Source organism: Ferroplasma acidiphilum, assembly GCF_002078355.1.
GTDB classification, from domain to species: domain Archaea; phylum Thermoplasmatota; class Thermoplasmata; order Thermoplasmatales; family Thermoplasmataceae; genus Ferroplasma; species Ferroplasma acidiphilum.
In genome coordinates this window covers 1,680,266-1,699,677 of record NZ_CP015363.1, presented here as the reverse complement: position 1 = coordinate 1,699,677, position 19,412 = coordinate 1,680,266, and the positions used below count along the sequence as shown (strand labels likewise).

General features: G+C 38.7%; 16 protein-coding genes and 1 tRNA gene. 6 read left to right on the top strand and 11 right to left on the bottom strand.

Annotation, left to right across the window (positions count from 1 at the left end; genetic code table 11):
* Positions 1-54 precede the first annotated feature (54 nt).
* Positions 55-138: transfer RNA gene (locus fad_RS08525), tRNA-Leu, on the bottom strand.
* A 73-nt stretch (positions 139-211) separates the two neighbouring features.
* Between fad_RS08525 and fad_RS08520 the strand changes: the two genes are divergently transcribed.
* Together fad_RS08520 and fad_RS08515 are read left to right on the top strand one after the other, a co-directional pair.
* Positions 212-787, top strand: coding sequence for an isochorismatase family protein (locus tag fad_RS08520; RefSeq protein ID WP_081143060.1), 576 nt, complete (start codon positions 212-214; stop codon positions 785-787).
* Positions 788-838: 51 nt separating this feature from the next.
* Entirely contained in the window at positions 839-2,812 is a 1,974-nt protein-coding gene (locus fad_RS08515; protein WP_081143059.1) for an acetate--CoA ligase family protein, read from the top strand.
* A 2-nt stretch (positions 2,813-2,814) separates the two neighbouring features.
* Here the strand turns inward: fad_RS08515 and fad_RS08510 are convergent, their stop codons facing one another.
* The 6 genes from fad_RS08510 to fad_RS08485 form a co-directional block, all read right to left on the bottom strand.
* Positions 2,815-3,660 (bottom strand): UbiA-like polyprenyltransferase, encoded by an 846-nt coding sequence (locus tag fad_RS08510; RefSeq protein ID WP_081143058.1) that lies wholly within the window; start codon positions 3,658-3,660, stop codon positions 2,815-2,817.
* A gap of 38 nt (positions 3,661-3,698) precedes the next feature.
* Positions 3,699-4,478 (bottom strand): ATP/GTP-binding protein, encoded by a 780-nt coding sequence (locus tag fad_RS08505; RefSeq protein WP_081143057.1) that lies wholly within the window; start codon positions 4,476-4,478, stop codon positions 3,699-3,701.
* Positions 4,479-4,497: 19 nt separating this feature from the next.
* Positions 4,498-7,740, bottom strand: coding sequence for a DNA polymerase II large subunit (locus fad_RS08500; RefSeq protein ID WP_081143056.1), 3,243 nt, complete (start codon positions 7,738-7,740; stop codon positions 4,498-4,500).
* Position 7,741: 1 nt separating this feature from the next.
* Positions 7,742-8,074: an SCP2 sterol-binding domain-containing protein gene (locus tag fad_RS08495; RefSeq protein ID WP_081143055.1), complete on the bottom strand. Its 333-nt coding sequence runs from the start codon at positions 8,072-8,074 to the stop codon at positions 7,742-7,744.
* On the bottom strand, positions 8,055-9,668 hold the full coding sequence (pyrG, locus tag fad_RS08490; protein WP_394334736.1) for a glutamine hydrolyzing CTP synthase: 1,614 nt from the start codon (positions 9,666-9,668) through the stop codon (positions 8,055-8,057). The genes fad_RS08495 and pyrG overlap by 20 nt, the downstream gene beginning before the upstream one ends.
* 172 nt (positions 9,669-9,840) lie before the next feature.
* On the bottom strand, positions 9,841-11,202 hold the full coding sequence (locus tag fad_RS08485; RefSeq protein WP_081143053.1) for an MFS transporter: 1,362 nt from the start codon (positions 11,200-11,202) through the stop codon (positions 9,841-9,843).
* A gap of 234 nt (positions 11,203-11,436) precedes the next feature.
* Between fad_RS08485 and fad_RS09360 the strand changes: the two genes are divergently transcribed.
* Together fad_RS09360 and fad_RS08480 are read left to right on the top strand one after the other, a co-directional pair.
* Complete coding sequence (locus tag fad_RS09360) at positions 11,437-11,601, top strand: cysteine-rich CWC family protein (protein ID WP_196795599.1); 165 nt, start codon at positions 11,437-11,439, stop codon at positions 11,599-11,601.
* Between the two features lie 61 nt (positions 11,602-11,662).
* On the top strand, positions 11,663-12,157 hold the full coding sequence (locus fad_RS08480) for a DUF367 family protein (RefSeq protein WP_081143052.1): 495 nt from the start codon (positions 11,663-11,665) through the stop codon (positions 12,155-12,157).
* Here fad_RS08480 and fad_RS08475 read toward each other — a convergent pair.
* The 4 genes from fad_RS08475 to fad_RS08460 are packed head-to-tail and all read right to left on the bottom strand — an operon-like array spanning position 12,148 to position 16,396.
* Positions 12,148-13,563, bottom strand: a complete 1,416-nt coding sequence (locus fad_RS08475; protein ID WP_081143051.1) for a metal-binding protein — start codon at positions 13,561-13,563, stop codon at positions 12,148-12,150. The genes fad_RS08480 and fad_RS08475 overlap by 10 nt on opposite strands.
* A gap of 36 nt (positions 13,564-13,599) precedes the next feature.
* A complete protein-coding gene (locus tag fad_RS08470) occupies positions 13,600-14,628 on the bottom strand; it encodes a DUF1611 domain-containing protein (RefSeq protein WP_081143050.1) in 1,029 nt (342 codons plus the stop codon).
* Positions 14,628-15,563 (bottom strand): pyridoxal-phosphate dependent enzyme, encoded by a 936-nt coding sequence (locus fad_RS08465; protein WP_081143049.1) that lies wholly within the window; start codon positions 15,561-15,563, stop codon positions 14,628-14,630. The genes fad_RS08470 and fad_RS08465 overlap by 1 nt, the downstream gene beginning before the upstream one ends.
* 59 nt (positions 15,564-15,622) lie before the next feature.
* Positions 15,623-16,396, bottom strand: a complete 774-nt coding sequence (locus fad_RS08460) for a D-aminoacyl-tRNA deacylase (protein ID WP_155951152.1) — start codon at positions 16,394-16,396, stop codon at positions 15,623-15,625.
* A 261-nt stretch (positions 16,397-16,657) separates the two neighbouring features.
* Here fad_RS08460 and fad_RS08455 point away from each other — a divergent pair, with 261 nt between their 5' ends.
* The gene (locus fad_RS08455; RefSeq protein WP_081143048.1) at positions 16,658-17,977 is read left to right on the top strand and encodes a hypothetical protein; all 1,320 of its coding nucleotides are present in this window, start codon (positions 16,658-16,660) and stop codon (positions 17,975-17,977) included.
* Positions 17,978-18,038: 61 nt separating this feature from the next.
* A complete protein-coding gene (locus tag fad_RS08450; RefSeq protein ID WP_081143047.1) occupies positions 18,039-19,340 on the top strand; it encodes a serine hydroxymethyltransferase in 1,302 nt (433 codons plus the stop codon).
* Positions 19,341-19,412: the final 72 nt, after the last annotated feature.

Here is a 19,412-nt window from a genome sequence, read left to right as displayed (position 1 = left end):
GGCGGTTAAAACCGGTATGGCTCTTTAAGTAACAGCATGGAAATAAAACAATAATGCGGAGAGTGGGATTTGAACCCACGAATCCCTGCGGAAATGGACCCTAAATCCATCGCCTTTTCCTAGCTCGGCAATCTCCGCGTAAACTGTATTATGGAATTTTATATATAACTTTTTAAAACAAAATACTAATATGCATCATTTATACTGAATCATGATTAAACCCGATGATTCCATTATAGTACTTGTCAACTACAATACAGAGTTTTTCCGGAATTGCTTCAGCAAGATGGAGTTTTTAATGGGAATGGATTACATTAACAATTTCATCGATAAATATAGAGTTCCAGTTATATTCACAGAAAGGGAATTGGATTACACTGTGGAAAATCCAGAACTTCTTAAACTCCGGACCCGCAAGGAGGAAAACAGGATGAAAAATATGGCGCCCCCATCGGATTACGATAAAGGTTTTATCGAGGAATTTAATAAAAAAATAAAGGTAAATAATACAGTAAAAACATGGAAGGAAGATATATTCTACAGGAGTAGCCTGGAAGAAGAAATAAGCAAAACCGGAAGGAGATCAATCTTTCTCGGAGGATTCTTCACCGATACTGATATATTCATAAGTTCAGCTAACGCAAATATCAGGGAGTACAATACTATAGTTGTATCTGATATTACATCCACATATTCTGAAAGATTGTACTTCCAGAGTCTGGAAATGATAAGCCAGTTCGTGGATGTTACCGACACGAGGGATCTGGAACAGTATTATCCGGTATGATTATATACCGGCAATTAGAAACTGTTTTAAGTATATTGAATATAATAGTTTATGCTTGAACAATTATTTAAACCAAAAAGTATAGCTGTTGTCGGTGCTTCATCTGACAGCCTGAAGGTTGGAAATATCATATTAAGGAATATAACATCATCATTTTCGGGAAAGGTTTATCCGGTGAACAATAAAACTGCCAGCATTGATGGATTAACGGCGTATAAAAGCCTTATAGATATAAAGGAAAGTGTTGATCTTGTAGTTATAGTGGTACCAAGGGATGCAGTACCCGGAGTAATGAAAGATGCAGCTACAATAAAGGCAGGGGCAGCAATAATTATAACCGCTGGATTCAAGGAAACTGACCAGCATGGAGCAGAACTTGAAGATCAGATAATGGCAATAGCGAGGGAGAGCGGAATAAGGGTTCTTGGCCCGAATACAATAGGGCTCATAACACCGGATGTCAATGCAACATTTGCATTTGCCGATGTTAAAAAGGGAAAAGCTGCACTGGTTGCACAGAGCGGTGGACTCGGTGTTTATATGTTAAACTGGGCCCAGGAATCCAATGTGGGCATAAGTTATTTCATCAGCCTTGGAAACCAGGCAGACGTGGATGAAACCGATGCTTTTCAATTCCTATCAACCGATGTGGAAACAAGGGCAATTTTCTCATATGTGGAAGGTGTTTCATCCGGCCAGAAGTTCTTAACAACCTTGCCCGATGTCATAAGGCGCAAACCCATAATATTTCTAAAGGGAGGAATGGGCAAAACCGGTGCAGCCGCGGTAAAGACACACACAGGAAGCGTTGCCGGTTCAATGGATATATTCCGCGCAGCTGTAAGGACAGTAGGCGGAATATTTGTGGATAACATAGAAGATATGCTTAACCTGGCGAAAATCGTACTGTCATCAGAACCTGTTTCCAGTGATATACTTATTATTACAAATTCCGGAGGGCACGGTGTTTTGACAACAGATGCCATAGATAAGGAGGGGCTTAATGAAATAGAATTGCCTGAAAGGGTAAAACATGATTTGCTCAGTGTAATGCCGGAACAGAGCACACCGAGGAATCCTATAGATTTATCAGGTGATGCCAACTATGACAGGTACAATAAGGCACTGGGAATAATAAAAGACCTCGACTGCACAAAAATAGTCATAGTCCAGTCACTTCCCATGGTTTCATGTTCAGATGTTGCAAAAGCAATGGTAAATTATCGTGGAAAGGGTGTGATAGGGGTAACAATGGGGCTTGACCAGAATGCAGCATCTAAACTGCTGGACTCTGTTTCCATACCTGCTTTCATCTTCCCTGAGGATGCGGTGAGATCTATCAAGTATATGGTTGAACGCCCAAATCCGGTAAAAAAAATCCGTACAGCTGAACCCATTAACCAGGCAAGGGAACTTGTAAAGGGAAAAAATTACATAAAGGATTTCGAAGCAATGCAGCTAATGGAAATATATGGAATACGGACTCCTGCATATGCTATTGCTGAAAATGCAAAGGAAGCTGTGGAAAAATCAACAGCTGTTGGATACCCTCTTGTTATGAAAATATCTCCTGATACGCCTGTACATAAAACAGATGTAAAAGGGGTTATAATGAACGTTGAAAAGGATACAGTTGAAAGCTCATTTACCGAATTGAATTACCCGAGGACAATCATGCAGGCACAGATATCCGGAGCTGAAATATTCGTTGGTGGAATAAAAGACCCTGTATTCGGGCCTGCAATAGTGGTTGGAATAGGTGGAATCTATATGGAGGTAATAAAAAGCCTTAGCTATGGAATTTGCCCTGTATCGGAGGATGAAGCATACCAGATGATGAAGGACAGCAAAGTACTGGGCATGCTAACATCAAGAAACAGGGATTATGATATAAATGGCACCGTGAGGGCCATATCTAAACTATCCAACATGCTTATTGACCTTGATATAAAGGAAATGGACATAAACCCGCTTATTGTCAACGAAAAGGGTGCATTTGCTGTCGATGTGAGAATAGTACTCTAAATTTATCTATAAAATGAAATTATCATTCCGGCAAGGAATATAATTCCAATAAATGAATTTGCGTTGAAGAACGATACCCTTATTGTTTTTAAATTTGATGGATTTACAACTATGTGCTGGTATATTATCAATGCTACAATAGGCACCAGCAAAATATCATAGTAAATATTTTTGACTATGAATGCTATGAAAATAAAAAGGGCTATTGTAAATATGTGGAAAAGTGATGATATTATCATGCCATTCTTCAAGCCATATTTGACATTCAGGGTTTTCAGGTTATTTGCCCTGTCATAATCTATATCAGGAATTGTGTATATTATATCAAACCCAGCAATCCAGAACGTTGATATTAGGACAACAAGGTATATTATTAATGGCGGTGCAACCGGTGAAATTGCAAGGAAACCGCCGAGGACGCCCAGGCCAATAGTTAAGCCCATGAAGAGGTGGCGCCATGATGTTACTCTCTTCATAAGCGGGTCTGCAATGAAGAATAGTATTACAACAGGTGAAAGTGCAAGGACAACCCTGTTCAAAAAGTATGTTGAAACCTCGAATATTGCTATTAACAGCAATGTCAACGCATAGGCATCAATTTTTTTCATTTTGCCCGTTACCAGTGCCCAGTTTTTCTTTCTTGGGTTGGTTTTATCATATTTCAGCCCCATTATCCTGTTAATGGACATGCCAGCACCCCTCGCACTTGTAGCTGTGATGAATATTATTATATATTTAACAAAATTATAGCTGCCTCCGGAAGCTATTATGGCGCCTGCATAAATAAATGGCAGATCGAAAAGCGTATGTTCCAGTTTTATAAACTCGGCTATATCCCTGAACTTCATTTATCACCACATACAAAAAAGGTTTATTAATAATACTTTTAATCGTCTTTGTACATTGTGTCTGTATCCTCGCCTCCCTGGAAGAAATCAGACATGCCTGTATAAATATCTTCAAAACCGAATGAATCCTTTGAGGACACAGGAACAATTTTGTTTATTATATCTGAATCCTTCAGGGCGGTTATTACATTCAAAAAATAATCCTTTACACTGTCTGTATTTTCATCCCTGAAACTGTCATATAGCAGATCCGGGTTTTCCTCCCAGGCAGTTATTTCCTTTACCCTGTCTTCGCCTATTAAATCTATTTTGTTAAGCACAAACATCATGGGAACAAAAAACCGTGAATACACGGAACCAAAAAGCATCTTTTCAGATATGAATCCAGACGGTGTCTGTGAAACCATAGAATCCGCTATGAAGGCTATCATGGCTTTCTCCCCTGCAAGTGATTTTACAAGCAACGGGCTTCCCGGCCTGAATGTGAAAAGCTCTATCTGCCCGGGCGTGTCAAAAATAACATAATAATCGTCATATAACTCTAATTTTGACTTTATCTTATCAACATTGTCCAGCAAAAGGTCAGCAGCAACTACCTGCGCCCCATTTGGCCCCAGTGAATAGGCAGACATAACCTCACTCAGGGATATAAATTCCCTGATGTCTATATCCGGCTCATATGGCAAATATTCTGCACCCGGATCAAGATTAACTATTATTGCATCGTAGTCATTCTGCACCAGCCAATCCTTATATGCACCGCAGAATGTTGATTTTCCAGTCCCAGCCGGGCCTGTAACAAATAATGACCCTATCATAGCTCTCTATTGCTTGTATTTATTTAAATGATTCCAGTGTAGTTTCTTCAACCTTAACAGGTTCAGCAACATCAAATGTGTTATCAATGGAATCTATGAGCCTCCTGATCTGGTACTGGAGGTATATGGGCAAATTATACTCGTCCATAACCTTTTCTGTCTCTTTCAGGTATTTTATAATGCTTCCGTGGTGTATTGTCAGTATTATGTTGTCAGAACCGCACTTAAGGCATTTTCCTGAAAGGGGCACACGGCGGAATTTTGTGTTGCATTTGGTGCACCTGAATTCCTGTGTGAAGAAGCTCCTCATGTTCCCAAACATATCGGGCAGGAAATGGGATGATATTACCCTTGCAGCCACGTCATTTTCATCAACCGATAATAGTTTGGTTGCCAACCCCAGCTGTTTTTCAATTTTTTCCTGCATCGAATCTATGGATTTATATGCAGACATAAGCACTCCCGCATTAAGGTTAGCTGTATCAAATGAGAACCCTGAATCTGTGTATATTCCCTGTGTTTGAATCTTTGATTTCATTGTGAGCATTATGGACTCAATCTTTGACGGTGGCAAACCCTGTTCAGTAGCTTCATAAAATTCAAGTGGATATTTCCAGAGTGTATCAACGTTCATTGCTTCCTTGTCCACCTCTTCCGGATCCAGGAATGCACTGAGTACAAGTGGCGCATCCATCAATCCGCCGGTAGTTGAGGGAAGAAAATCCCTTGAAAAGTCAAGAAGCCCTTCAAGCAGTAGCATAATGCTGTCTTCATCGCCATCACAGTTCCTTCTCTTTGCAGCATGGTAAAATGGATGGGCATAGCAACCGCTAACCTTTGAAAATCCTATTATTCTGGATACAATGCCGCCGGACGTATGTGGTGCCAGTCCTATAACCAGTTCGCCTATGAGGTCATCTATGCTATGGCATGAGTAATATGGCTGCAGATTGTAATACCTGACAAGCATGTCATCAACAAAATTTGCAACATTCAGCAAATACTTTGCCGAATCTTCCGGTATTATAATATCCTGTGGATATATTTCATTTAACTCCCGGTCAGGGTACCCGAGTTCTATTAATTGCTCAGACGTAAGGTTAAGTTCACTTTTTTTGAAATGTGTTATTGGAATATCAGACATATCGTATCTGCATGTTCCATCCTTGTTTATGCTTATATCATGTATTGATCGTAAAATTCCCTTTTCCATAGGTTCAACAGCACAGTTTCTGGACATTAATTTCTTGACCCCTTTCAGGTCCTTTACCTGATCGGGCTTTATGTTAAGCCTGGATTCCGCTCTTTCAAGCACCATGCTCAAATCTATATTCATTTTCTTTAAACGTTTCTGGTTATATGTAACCGAACCACAGTTTTCACAGACCGTCAATGGCGTTTCATTTCCGCAGTTTTTGCATATCCTCTCATTTAATTCTATTGAATATTCACTTTTGTTCTTTGCAGCATTCAATATTGAACGCCTGTTGTCGCCATAATTGAGGATCGGGAATAATGAATGGACTTTTGGCTTCATTTTTCTGTCCCCTGCTTTTTCCGGCCTTCCAAGCCTTGCCCCGACACGGATAGGCGACCTGGCTTTTATGGTTATTCCAGATAGCTGGTTCACAGCTTCAAGAACGTTGTGTGAACTGTATGATCCGGTTTTAACCGGTATGTTATTTTCAATGGAAAATCCAGTGCATACAAGTAGAGGGTAGTACTCAGCGATTTCAAGCGAACCGGAAATCTGTTTAAATTCAATTCCAAGCTTAATAAGTATATCCTGTGCATCGGTATCAATATAGAGATTGCCATCATGCAACCTTGACCTTTCAAGCACAGATATAAGTGAATTTAATTCGTCCTCTGTTATGTCATGCCAGTAATAATCATATTCAGGGTACAATGGTATTCCATATTTTTTCGATATTTCAATGGCTTCAAACTGATCAGGCTTTTTTTCCATATATTTCTGTAAATCGCCTTTAAGGTAGTATGACCACCATTCCACTGTAAAAGGGGATGTAACCAGGTTTTTGTTATTTTCCAGAAAATCTCCATAGGCAATCAGTATTTCTCCCAGATCGGTTATTTCAGCTACTTCTTCCTTTACTGCTATTGCCTCTTCTATGGTCTTAATTTTTTTATGTTCGCCACTCTTTAACAGCACTGTCGGGCCGTCAATGGTATCACAGGGAGTTATGGCTGCAGCTTTGCCAGGGAGCTCCACCTTTATCTGTGAACCAATTGCTATGAATTCGTCAACAATATACATTGAAACAGGGTTAATTGAAGCAGCAGCTAATCCTGAAAGCCTTGATCTACCATATCTAAGCCTGAACCCTCCAGGCCGGTTTGGATATCCAAAAACAGGCCTGCCAGCAATAATATCACGGAGGTATTTCTGTGAATTGTCTCCCTTTTCTTCCTTTTTGTTTTTGCCTATGTTTTCAAGTATATTCCATTCTTCCATTTTCATAAGGCTTGTGTATTTCAGCACTTTCCGGGATTTCTGGATAAGCCCTTCACAGAGGACAAGGCACATTCCTCCACGTATACGGTTTGTGGGTATTCTCCTCATATCCCTGTGCCCGGATATTTCTTCTTCCTCACTGCCCTCACCATCTATCATTACCGGTGAATTGCCTATTACCAGGCGTATTTCCTCTGGAGTGGGAAGATACTGCAGGTGCTTTGACCTGTTGTATGCCTGTATCTCTTCAATATAACGCTCTATCTCTTCATCAGTGGCCTTAAAACTTCCTATGTTCAGCTCCCTGCGCACAATATCTGCCATGAGTACACTCAATGCCTGGGCAGTGCCACCGGCGCTCCTTATCGGCCCAGAATAAACAATATCCACATATTCAGTCCCATCATCATTGGAAACAATATCTACAGTTTTAATTCCCTCGAGGGGGGCAACCAGAATTCCTTCAGTAAGTATTGCAAGGCCAACACGGACAGACTTTTCCAGTGCCAGCCTCCTATCATCCTTTAATCTCTCTGCAACCTTCCGGGATATGGCCAGTGAGACCTCTTCCCTTGACATGGTCTTGCTAAGTTCCCTGATATCGTCTGCTATCCCATCAATCTGTATTAATTTTTCAACCCTTTCCGCCATATCATTTGCAAGTGGAATTTCAACTTCCGTTGAAACATCCTTGCCAAGGGAACGTGCCTCTTCAGCAATTTGATAGCACTCACTTACCTTATTTTCAAGTATTTTATTATATTTATCAAGGTTGTGGTCTATCATCTTATGCTTTAAGCAGGTCGCTCAATAATAACTTATCCATCAGCGATGATTTTATTTTTATTTGCTGTTTCATATATGCATCCATAGCGTTGATTTCTTTTGATAAGATCTTATTGAAAACATCGGAACTTACTGTTACGGTAATGTCAGCATCTATCTTTCCTTCCTGTGGCTCTGTAATATGGCCGTTTTCAACTTTGAAATAATAGGAATCCTTATCATCGAACACTATGTCAATGCTTTTTGTTATGCTCTGCAGCTTCTTTGCATACGTCTGGTCACTAGCTATCTTATCGTTCAATTTCTTTACCAAATCATTCAGCACTTCTTTCATAAATTTTACCTCTTTTTTCTTTTCTGTATTCCAGTGATTTTTTTATAAAATATAAATGTACCTTTGAGGGATTTAACGGTCTGGATTGGAATTCTGCATGGTACTGTGTTGCTATATAGTTATCCCTGTCATTTAACTCCAGAATCTCCATCCTTATACCTTCTTCATCAGTTCCTGAGAAAACTGCACCAGCATTTTCAAGGCGTTTTATATAAGCCGGATTTACCTCAAATCTATGCCTGTGCCTCTCACTTATCTTTTCAGACTTATACAGGTCATATGCCAGTGTCCCTTTATTTATTATAACTGGCTTGGCCCCCAGCCTCATAGTCCCCCCGAGGTCCTTTATATTTTTCTGTTCCGGCAATATGTCAATAACAGGATTGACTGTATCGGGCTCAAATTCAGTGCTATTTGCATTATCAAGCCCTATAAGATCCCTTGAAAGTTCTATTACTGCCGCCTGGAATCCAAGGCATATGCCCAGATATGGCACGTGGTTTTCCCTGGCATATTTTGCAGCAATAATTTTTCCCTCAACGCCACGGTAACCGAAGCCCCCTGGAATTAATATGCCATCAATGTCTTCCAGCTGTTCCTTGCTTCTGACAAGGTCATCGGAATCAATCCATTTTATATTTACCTTAATCCCTGTGTTTCCGGTAACGTGTGAAAATGCTTCTTTGTGGCTTATATAGGCATCCTGCATATCCACATATTTCCCTATAAGCCCTATAGTCACCTCAGAAGAAGGGTTTTCAATGTTTTCAGTGAATTTGTTAAGTGTATAATTCAGCGTATGGTCATCAAAGCCAAATATTTCCCTTGTATATTCCAGGATACCCTGGTTTTCCAGCACCTTTGGCACCATGTATACGTTGGATACATCGTAAACGCTGATTATTCCTTTTTCCTCCACGTCTGTAAAGAGGGAGATTTTCTTTATTGAATCTTCATTAAGGATATGCTGCGACCTGCAGAATAGTATATCAGGCTGGATACCTATTGCCCTGAGTTCTTTTACACTGTGCTGTGTAGGTTTTGTTTTCTGTTCCTGCCCGGATTCCGGCACCAGTGTTACATGGCCAAAAATTACAGAATCGTGCCTGTCAGATTTCATCTGCCTCAATGCCTCAAGAAATGGCATAGATTCTATATCGCCTACTGTGCCACCAACCTCTATAAGTGTTATGTCATAGCCATCAGCTGCCTTCCTTATGCGGTTTTTTATCTCGTTTGTAATATGCGGTATAATCTGTACCGTACTTCCAAGATAATCGCCACGCCTTTCCTTTTCTATAACCTCTTTATATATTTTTCCTGTAGTTATGTTGTTCCCCGAAGAAAGATTTGTATCAAGGAATCTTTCATAATTTCCAAGGTCAAGGTCAACTTCTCCCCCATCATTGAGGACAAATACTTCGCCATGCTGGTACGGATTCATTGTTCCTGCGTCATAATTGAGGTATGGGTCAATTTTTATATTGGTAACTTTGAACCCGCTGTTCTTTAAAAGATATGATAAACCGGATGTAATTGTACCTTTGCCTAATCCGGAAATAACTCCTCCCGTTATTACAATATAATGCATTATTCTATAGTAAAAATCGTTTAATAAATCTTTTCATTGAATGAAATTCATATAATTCAATTAACTTCTTAAATTTAGAAAATTAATATTGTATTATTGATAATTTCCGTATAAAATACATAAAAATTATTAGTTTCAAATATAATGATATAAAAATTATATCGAGAAATAAATCTTATTCTGAAATATCCTCAAGATTCCTCCTTGAAACCTTTGTTCCACCGATCAATATAAGAAGCCCGGCAACTAAGCCTGTGATTCCAATGAAAGTGAAGCCAAATGCCCAGGAATATGTTGCTACAAGTATCGGAAGCAATATAGCTCCAAGAGCTCCCCCTCCATGCCCTATTCCATCGGTTATTCCAAATCCAGAGCTTCTTGCCCTTGTTGGGTAATTTTCAGCGGTAAATGTATAAGCTACCTGAAGGTACATCCCGAGCCCCATTGCTGCAAGGAAAGAGCCAAAATACAGAAGGTCTGTTATTCTGGTGGCCATAGATAGCATGCCAAGGAACCATACAACTGTTGCGGCGAATATAACATGTTTTCTCTCATATTTATCGGAAGTATAAAGCATTATTAATGCACCTACGGGATATCCTATTATTGCACCTATTGCAATGTATAGAATGGCGGCAGCCACCGAAAACCCTATGCTCTCAAGCAATGATGCAGCATCTCCCAGGAATGCGTAATTTCCTATATACCACAGAAACCATACAGAGATCAATAAAGCCATTCTGCTCGAGTACGGCTTCTTGAACAGGTATAGTGTTGGGAATTTTGGCTCTTCCACAACAATATTCTCTGGATGTGGCTCCGGCAATTCGCCTATTTTCTTTTTAGCAGTGGCTTCCATCATCTCCAGCACCTTTTCCGCCTTTTCCAGATTATGCCCCTTTGTTGCCAGCCATCTTGGAGATTCTGGCAACTCTGTCCTTAGAAATACTGCAATGAAGGCTATTATTGCTCCTATTCCGAATAGCCAGCGCCATCCTGTTGTGAATGCAGGTACAAGGAAATAGCCTATAAACGGGGTCACTGCCTGTCCGAATATTCCAATCAGGAATGTGAATACAGTTATTTTCCCCCTTACTGCAGCCGGTGCAAATTCTGTGATATAAATGGATACAAGGTTCAGGTCTGCACCCAATCCTATTCCCGTTATAAATCTGAAAATTGTTAATTCAGGCACATTAAAAGACAATGCATCTCCCAGGGACCCTATTGCTGTGAGTGCCATAGTTAGAATCATTGATCTATACCTGCCAAATACATCGGCAAGGCTTCCTATCATGTATGAACCAATTGCGTAACCTATTAGCCCCACAGACAGGGCTATAAACAGTATTATAGATCCATGCAGGTTGAACTGCTGGTCTATTGCAGGCATTGCAAGCCCTATATCAGATATATCATAGAATGTGAAAAAATATCCCAATCCTATAATACCAAGGAAAGCCGTTGGTAAAGACCACACAGGAATCCTGTTTGTCCTGGCTATAATATCCTTAACTTTATCGAAGTTTTCTACCATTCGAGTTGATTTTTCTATTATATTAATACTTTGTTAATGACAAATTAATAAATTAAAAACTTAACCTTTTTATATCTTATAATATTTAAATATATGCATCAAAATTTATTGTCCACCGTATAGTATAAAACATAAAAACTATATGGATATACATTATATCTGGAAAATAGCCATAAAACAATATGATAATGCAATATGGCGTAAAAATAAAATAACGCAGGTATATATATCCTTGTGATAAAAAAATGCGGCATATGTTCTGCTGAATTCCACTGTGGCGGATTGCTATGCTGGTGCAAGGGAACAAAATTAAACGGAAACCAGTTGAAAGCAATTAAATTACTGTCATCGGATTGTGTGTGCCCTGATTGCCTTAATAATGCGAAGAACAATATTTAAACCGGATAACAAAGGTGGAAAAATGGCAACTTTTATATTTTGACAGTGTCTTATATAGGTTATGGAAAAAATATTTTATGTTTATCTTAGCCAGGACGATCCAAAGAAATCAACCATGAAAAAACTGGAACGCTATGGGCTGGCCATTGAAATACCTCTTAATAAAATATACAATAAACTTTACCTCACGCCGTACTCCGATAATTTTCTGTTAAATTCAAATAGAATCCTGTTTGAGGATAAGGGGATAGTTGTTATTGACGGCTCATGGAACAGGATAAACACCATAGAAAATATTAAAGGGAAAAACGGGAAAAAGCTTCCACTATTGCTACCGGTAAATCCTGTGAATTATGGAAAGCCCGGAAAATTATCATCACTGGAAGCTTTAGCCGCTGCGTTATATATTATGGGATATTCAGAACTTGCCGGCGATGTTATTTCCAAATACTCATGGGCACAGAATTTTATCAAAACTAATATAAACCCGCTAAATGATTATATGAAATGCAACAGTGATGAAGAGTGCATTCAGGTCCAGGACAGCTATTTCTGAATATTTACCCATTTTCCATTGTCCAGTTTAAATATCCCTTCTGCGTAAGCTGAAAATATCTTTTCAATAGGGCTGCGGAAATTATCCGGTATTACGGAAAATAGAGAATTCTCATAGGGCATAATATGCAATCCTCCGGCATGTTCAGCATCTCCAATACTGCCGGAATACAAACCAATTTTTGATTCTGCATAAATCCTCTCATCAGGGTCAAGCCGGAGCCTTGCCTTTGAAAGCCTTCTTTTTAATAATCTTACGTCATCGCTGGAATACAATATATCTTCCGGTTTTCCTCCAGAAGCCTCAATGAACAATAGTATTCCAAGGCATTTCGAGCATTTCCCGCATGGTTCTATTACACCGTCTTTTCTATGGCATGAGTGGCATGATCTCTGCTGCAGGAACAAATCCCTATAGCGTTCCATTAAAATTTTCTCTTCCAGATATCCGGTTACTGGATAAACTATAGAGTATACACCTGCGTTTACCCCTTTCTTATTGAAGTATAGAGAAAGCATATGGTTGAAATCATAAGTCTGGTCAAAAATTCCATAGTAATATTTCAATCCTTTATAATCACCCATTTCCCGAGGGTCGTCGAATTCATCGCCCATGATTATATTTCCAATGGAATATTTTTTGAGCAAAGGCAGCAGCAAAAATATATACACCGGGAAAATAAAAACCTGGATTGGATAATCATCTGATAGTATATCTATCATATCTGTGTTCACTATTTTTATATGATTCAGCATTTCATGGTAAAACCTGTCTGTATTTGACCATACTTTCATTACATTTCCAAAATTTTCTTTATAATAGTCATAGGCTGTTTTTGCTGTGAGCCAGTGTGAACCGGATTCTTCAAAATAGAAAGAATAATTGTTTTCCGGTTTGTTTATTTCATTGAAAATTCCAAAGGCTAAAAGGCTTTCCTTGCCGCCTGAGGACATAATAGCCACCTTATCAGGGGATGTATTCCATGGCCTCTCTTCGCTGAAAGTTTCAGGGCATACAAGCTCAGTTATTCCATCAGCATTGGCTGCGGTAATATCATCTTCAGCCGGTATAAACTCCGGTTTGATGTAATCATATCTCCTGTTTATTATTTTATTAATAAAAACTTCATGGGCATTTATTTTCATAAAATTTTTTATCAACTCTATATCTGTAGGTGATACCGGGAAATTTAAAACCAGTTTCCGGGCAAAATAGGTAAAATTAATTGCAGGCATTGTAAGTATAAGCCCTGCTATATTCCTGTCCACATCAATATCTTCGGCATATGTGAAAATCAACCTGTATGAAAAATCATCAAATTTTATATTTCCTATGATCCTTTTTTTCTCAATACTGGCTATATTCACCTCAATACTGTCAAATGAAATTACATTGTCAATATACACTTTTTAGCACCCACATAAAGTATATATTTCGGTGGTTCATAAATCTGATATAACGCCGGTAATGTTTTCAAATTCTTCCAGAGGGTCGAATACAGGTATATTGTATATTTTTTCAAGTTTTGTTTTCTCAACTTCTATCTCTGATTTTTCCATATTTTCGGTGTTCAATGATATTGCAATTACCTTTTTGTTGGAAACAAGCTCAAGAACCTTTATGTATTTTTCCAGCGGCTCAATAGGGTATTCAGGGAAGCCGTCGTAAAACTTCCTTTTTGGCGCATGCTGGAGTATTATGGCATCCGGGCGCATTGCACCTATTATTTCAAACCCTCCTGGATATGCTGGATGCAGAATAGACCCCTGCCCTTCAAGGAACATATATTCAGGATGTTTTTCCTGCCATGCTTTATATGTTATATATTCTAAAGACCCGGCAACAAAATCATTTATGATTGAATCCATTACAACTGTATATGGAAATCCCTGCATCCAGGATGTTTGCCCGGTGCCTATTAATTCAGATTGTTTTTTCTTCCTGTTCATGGCATCATTCAGATAAACTGCAGTTGTCCTTTTGCCTATAGCGCTATCCGTTCCCAGTACCGCAATTTTTTTCGATTTTACCTCCTGTATTTTTCCTGTAAATGAATATTCATAATTGTTAAAAATTTTCCTTACATCAGTAATTTCCACATCGTATATTTTTGCGAGCTTGCTGAATTCATTATCATTGCTTATGTACTGGTGTAACCCATTTACTATGTTCATTCCCTCTTCGATAGCCGTGGAAACATATTGCCTGTATTCCACCGGAAGATAACCCCCATCAGTTGCAACACCGATTATCAGTGTTGTAGCCCCGAGAGCTTTTGCCTCCTGAATTGTACTGACAATCCTTATGCCATTCTGCCTGCCCATAAGGACATACCCTGCATCCATGCCATAGTATCTCGAGTCTATGACTGCAACTATGTCATACCTTTTGCTGTACCTTACAAGCCCGTTGGCCGTCTTGCCATATGTGGTGGCAAAACACCCCTCAGAAAGAACCACTGCCTTTTCCATTATTTATCACTTCCAGTTAATACGATGACGCAACTATTATTTCCCGCAAATTTTAATGCACCTGCAGCCGCAGAAGCAGATGCTGGCAGAACTGATAAATTATCAATTCTTTTAAATCCTCTGGATATCTCTTCCATTTCCATATCAGATACATATAATGCTTTTCCATGTGTTTTATACAGTGCATCCAGGGCCTTCTGCCCATCATATGACCTGTAGGCAATCAACGGTTCATTTGCATATGTTTCAACGATATTTTCAGGGTCAAGCTCAACTATGTTTCTGAACCCGTTTATGAATGAATAGACAATGGGGTTTCCGCCTTCAGTGCTTGTTGCAATGAATTTCGGCATTTTATCTATTTTTCTTTCCCTGTATAATTTCAGGAATCCATAATATATTCCATAAAATGTTGTTCCATTCCCTACCGGTATTGATATATATTCAGGGGCAAAGCCAAGCTGGTTATAAATTTCAAATGATATTTCGCTGTATCCTGAAACATCTATGCTTTTATTTGGTGATCCGGGGCTTGCATCATACCAGTTGTTCTTTTTTGCCTCTCCCCTTATATATTCAACCATTTCTTCATATTTCAGTGGTTTTTCTATTATGTCTGCACCATATGCAGCTATTTCTGCATGCCTTGAATTTGAATACTCCGCTGGTATTCCAACGATCGCCTTAATGCCCATTCCCCTTGCATAATATGCAATTGACGCCCCAAAATTTCCACATGTTGCCACAGATATTTCCTTATACCCATGTTTTATTGCATTCTCAACATGTTTTCTTGAAATTCTATCTTTCTGGGTTCCCGTTGGGTTTACCCCTTCATATTTGATAAAAAAATTGCTTCTCTCCAGATAGTTGCCTATGTCAGAATCCCTTATTAATGGACTACCCGGGGGTTTATCTTCTGTTTCTATTTCCATTTTTTTTCACTAGTATCAATATAACCTAATTTCATATATAAACATTGAGCATTTATATATCAGATTTTCAAAACCTCCAGGCTGTGTTTATCTGCAATTCCTGCAATCATATCCTTCACTCTGCCTTTCGTCCCGTGCGCATCCATTAGAAAACCTTTGCAATTCATTGTTTTTAATACAGCATTTTCAATTTCATCCTCTGAAATTATCTCATGTACATATTTGGGTATTATATGCCCTATGTTTATATCATTGCTGAAGAAATAACTGCTTAGTTTCGGGGCATAATGCCCCCCACCAACGCCAACATAATTTCCATAGTCCTTCTCAACGCCTTCCATTATGGCTCTGGCCATCAGATCAGCTATGCCTTCCTGTTTCCATTCATTTTCCGTGGTTCCTATTTCTATGAAATATGCAGGCTTTTCCATATACGGGCCATGGTGTGTGGCTTCAAATGTTATTTCAAAATGGTCTCCTGAATAATTGTTCTTGATATACCTCAATGAAGCACTCATTCCAAGTGGATCTGATGGGACTATTACATTGTCAAGGCCGCCAAGTTCAGCTTTCCTGAAGTTGCCAATGGGATGTACAGTTAAGGATTTTATATCTGCCTTTGAAGAATGCTTTGATAGAAAAACAACCTTTTCAACCTCCTCTTCAAGGTCTTCCATGTTCTGGTATATATGCAAATTGTCAATGAATTTTAATTCATAATTTTTGTAAGTGTATCTATTCGCGTCCAGTTTATCAAATTTGAAAAGTTCAAGCAATCTGGATGCCATTTCCATGCTTGCTCCATCTTTTCTCGAGGCAATTAATAAAATCATGTATTGTTATTAAAAAATCAATTATAATATTTGGTATTTCATTAATAACATTAAAAGCATGAATGTAATTATACGTATAAAACCCTCCTTAAAACTTCTGCTTTCCAGTATGATAGAAGTAGTCTACAATAAAATACGATAACTTAGAAGAAATAGCCTTAAAGCTTAACCAACATGCAAATACAGCGGTTTTCATATATTTATATTAATATATTTCCATAAAAAGTAACGATTAAATACTTAAATTTCAGTTGAGTTTTTATGAAGTATAAAGTACTCATAGCAACAATGATAGCTGTGGTCATGGTATTTTCTGTATTTGCCATGGTTCCCCTTAGTTCGGGCAGCCAGGCAAATTCACCAGCATTATCAGGACCATCAGCTGCAGGTTTTAATGACAGCATTCATACGCATTTTAAGAATAACTACGGTGCCAAATTGATGTATAATAGCACGACAGGAATGGTGATGGGCAAGTATCTAACAGCGGATTTCAATTCATCTACCGGTGTGTTCTCCAATGTGACATATAACCTAACATCAACAGTTTTGATAAGCAAGATGTATTCCAACGGAACTTCTATAAAGGGCATTTCATCACCTATTCTGCGTTTCTCCACGAATTCCCGTACAGCCTATAGAATAGGCAATATGTTTATCATGATGAATAGCACATCGTTCTACGTTTTGCACAATAACCCAACTCTGGAAAGCAACATGATGGTAAATGGCAATTTAACCCTGGTCGTACCATCCACCGCAAATATATCATACAGCACATCCAACAATACACAGGTCAGCATAAGTGCAAACAATAGCTTGAACGCTCAGGCAAATTCAAATGTATTCGGTAATGCGAATATGGCAGATCATGTCATGGTGAATTTCAATAATACCATAAATGCCGGGAGACAGATGATTGTTATAGACAACAATGGAACAATAGCAATGCTGTTTATCCACAATGGTAACTTCAAAATAACAAATAATACAATAACTATAAGCAGCAATACATCCTCCGGACCTGTCCTGGTCAATATGGTAGCTCCACCCGGACTTCAGAAAATATCTAACAACAGCATGGTTTTAAGCAACATTATACACGGAAGGATATCATCAGAAATAGCTCTGAACTTAGTCAATGGAACAATTGCAAATAGCACAATAAATTACAACTCTTCTACACATTTTGTGTATACAGGCAAAAGCTCATCAACAACATCATTTGACATAAACTCTACAGTAAACCACCATACCATAGTGGCAGTATTCATAGGAAACAATGTGACAAAGAACACTGGCCATGCCTATGTTAAATTTGATGGAAGAATTGCTACATATGTTTCAATGTCTACACTTGTAAATGAAACCAGCAGCACCCATGCCTATTATTCATACACAAACACATCTTCCGGGATGTATGTATTTATGTATGTTCCACATTTCTCAAACCACACCATGGTTGTATCCAATACTCCATTCCATAACACAGACTACACAGAATACTATATAGGAGGAGGGATAATAGCTGTACTGGCAATAATAGGTGTTGCAGCATACGCAATAAAGAAAAGAAAATAATTTTATAAATTTATAAATTTTAAATGTAAAGATAAATATACCTTTTTATATTATCTATTTAATGTTAAATAAAAGCGATGAATTTCTTGAAGATGCACTTTTTATAAGGGAATTAGCAATGAAGCATAACAAATTTTTTGAAGAAAGCATTCCACTTATAGCTTCAGAAAATATAATGAGCCCCATGGCCATGGAAATGTTGCTTACAGACCTTGGATTCAGATACGCCGAGGGATTGCCACACAAAAGGTACTACCAGGGGAACCAGATAGTTGATATTATTGAAGATAAGGTAACAGATTTAGGAAGGGCACTTTTCAACGCAAAGTATGTAGACCCGAGGCCACTTTCAGGAACAAATTCCAATATGGCTGTCCTCTATGCATTTACAAAACCCGGGGACACAATAACAACACCAGCCCTCTCTGGTGGAGGGCATATAAGTTCAGCACCTTTCGGTGCAGTTGGATTCAGGGGGCTTAAAACACTTAATTATCCATTTGATGTTGACGAAATGAACATAGATGTGGATGGAACTATAAAATTGCTTAAGCAGGCAAAACCAAAGCTTGCCTGGTTCGGACAATCTGTATTCCTTTTCCCAACACCGCTTAAAGAGCTGCGTGATACCCTGGAGGAAATAGGGTCTACCGTTGTCTACGATGCAGCACATGTACTTGGATTGATAGGTGGAAAACAATTCCAGGACCCATTGAGGGAAGGTGCACAGATAATTACTGGAAGCACACATAAGACACTTCCCGGGCCACAGCATGGAATAATAATAGGGGAAACTACAGAGGAAAAATGGAAAAAAGTCCAGCGTGGCGTATTCCCTGGTACTCTGAGTAACCATCACCTCAATGCAATGGCCGCACTTGGTGTAACATTAGCCGAGCATCTGGATTACGGAGAAGCATATGCCAAACAGATCATAAAAAATGCCCAGACACTTGGTTCAGAATTGAGCAAATTGGGTTTTAATGTCCTTGGAGAAAAGAACGGATTTACAAAATCACATACACTGGCCATAGATGTTTCCAAGAATGGTGGCGGTAAGGAAGTTGCAGAAAAGCTGGAAAGTTGCAATATAATATTGAACAAAAACCTGCTGCCATACGACGACAATAAGAAATCAATGAACCCAAGTGGCATCAGAATTGGAACACAGGAAGTCACAAGAATTGGATTTAAGGAAGCGGACATAAAGGAACTCGCTGAATTAATCAGCGATATAATAATTAAGAAAAAAGACCCTGAAGTTATGGCAGAGAAAGTCCGGGACTTCAAATCCACATTCAATGAAGTGAAATACTGTTTCGGGAAATTCAAGCCATACCAGTATATTGAACTTTTCAAATAATTTTTCCAATTTATTTCCAGTATCTGCCCTTTTTTAATTTTTTAATATTCTCAGCAATGTACCGGTCAAAAA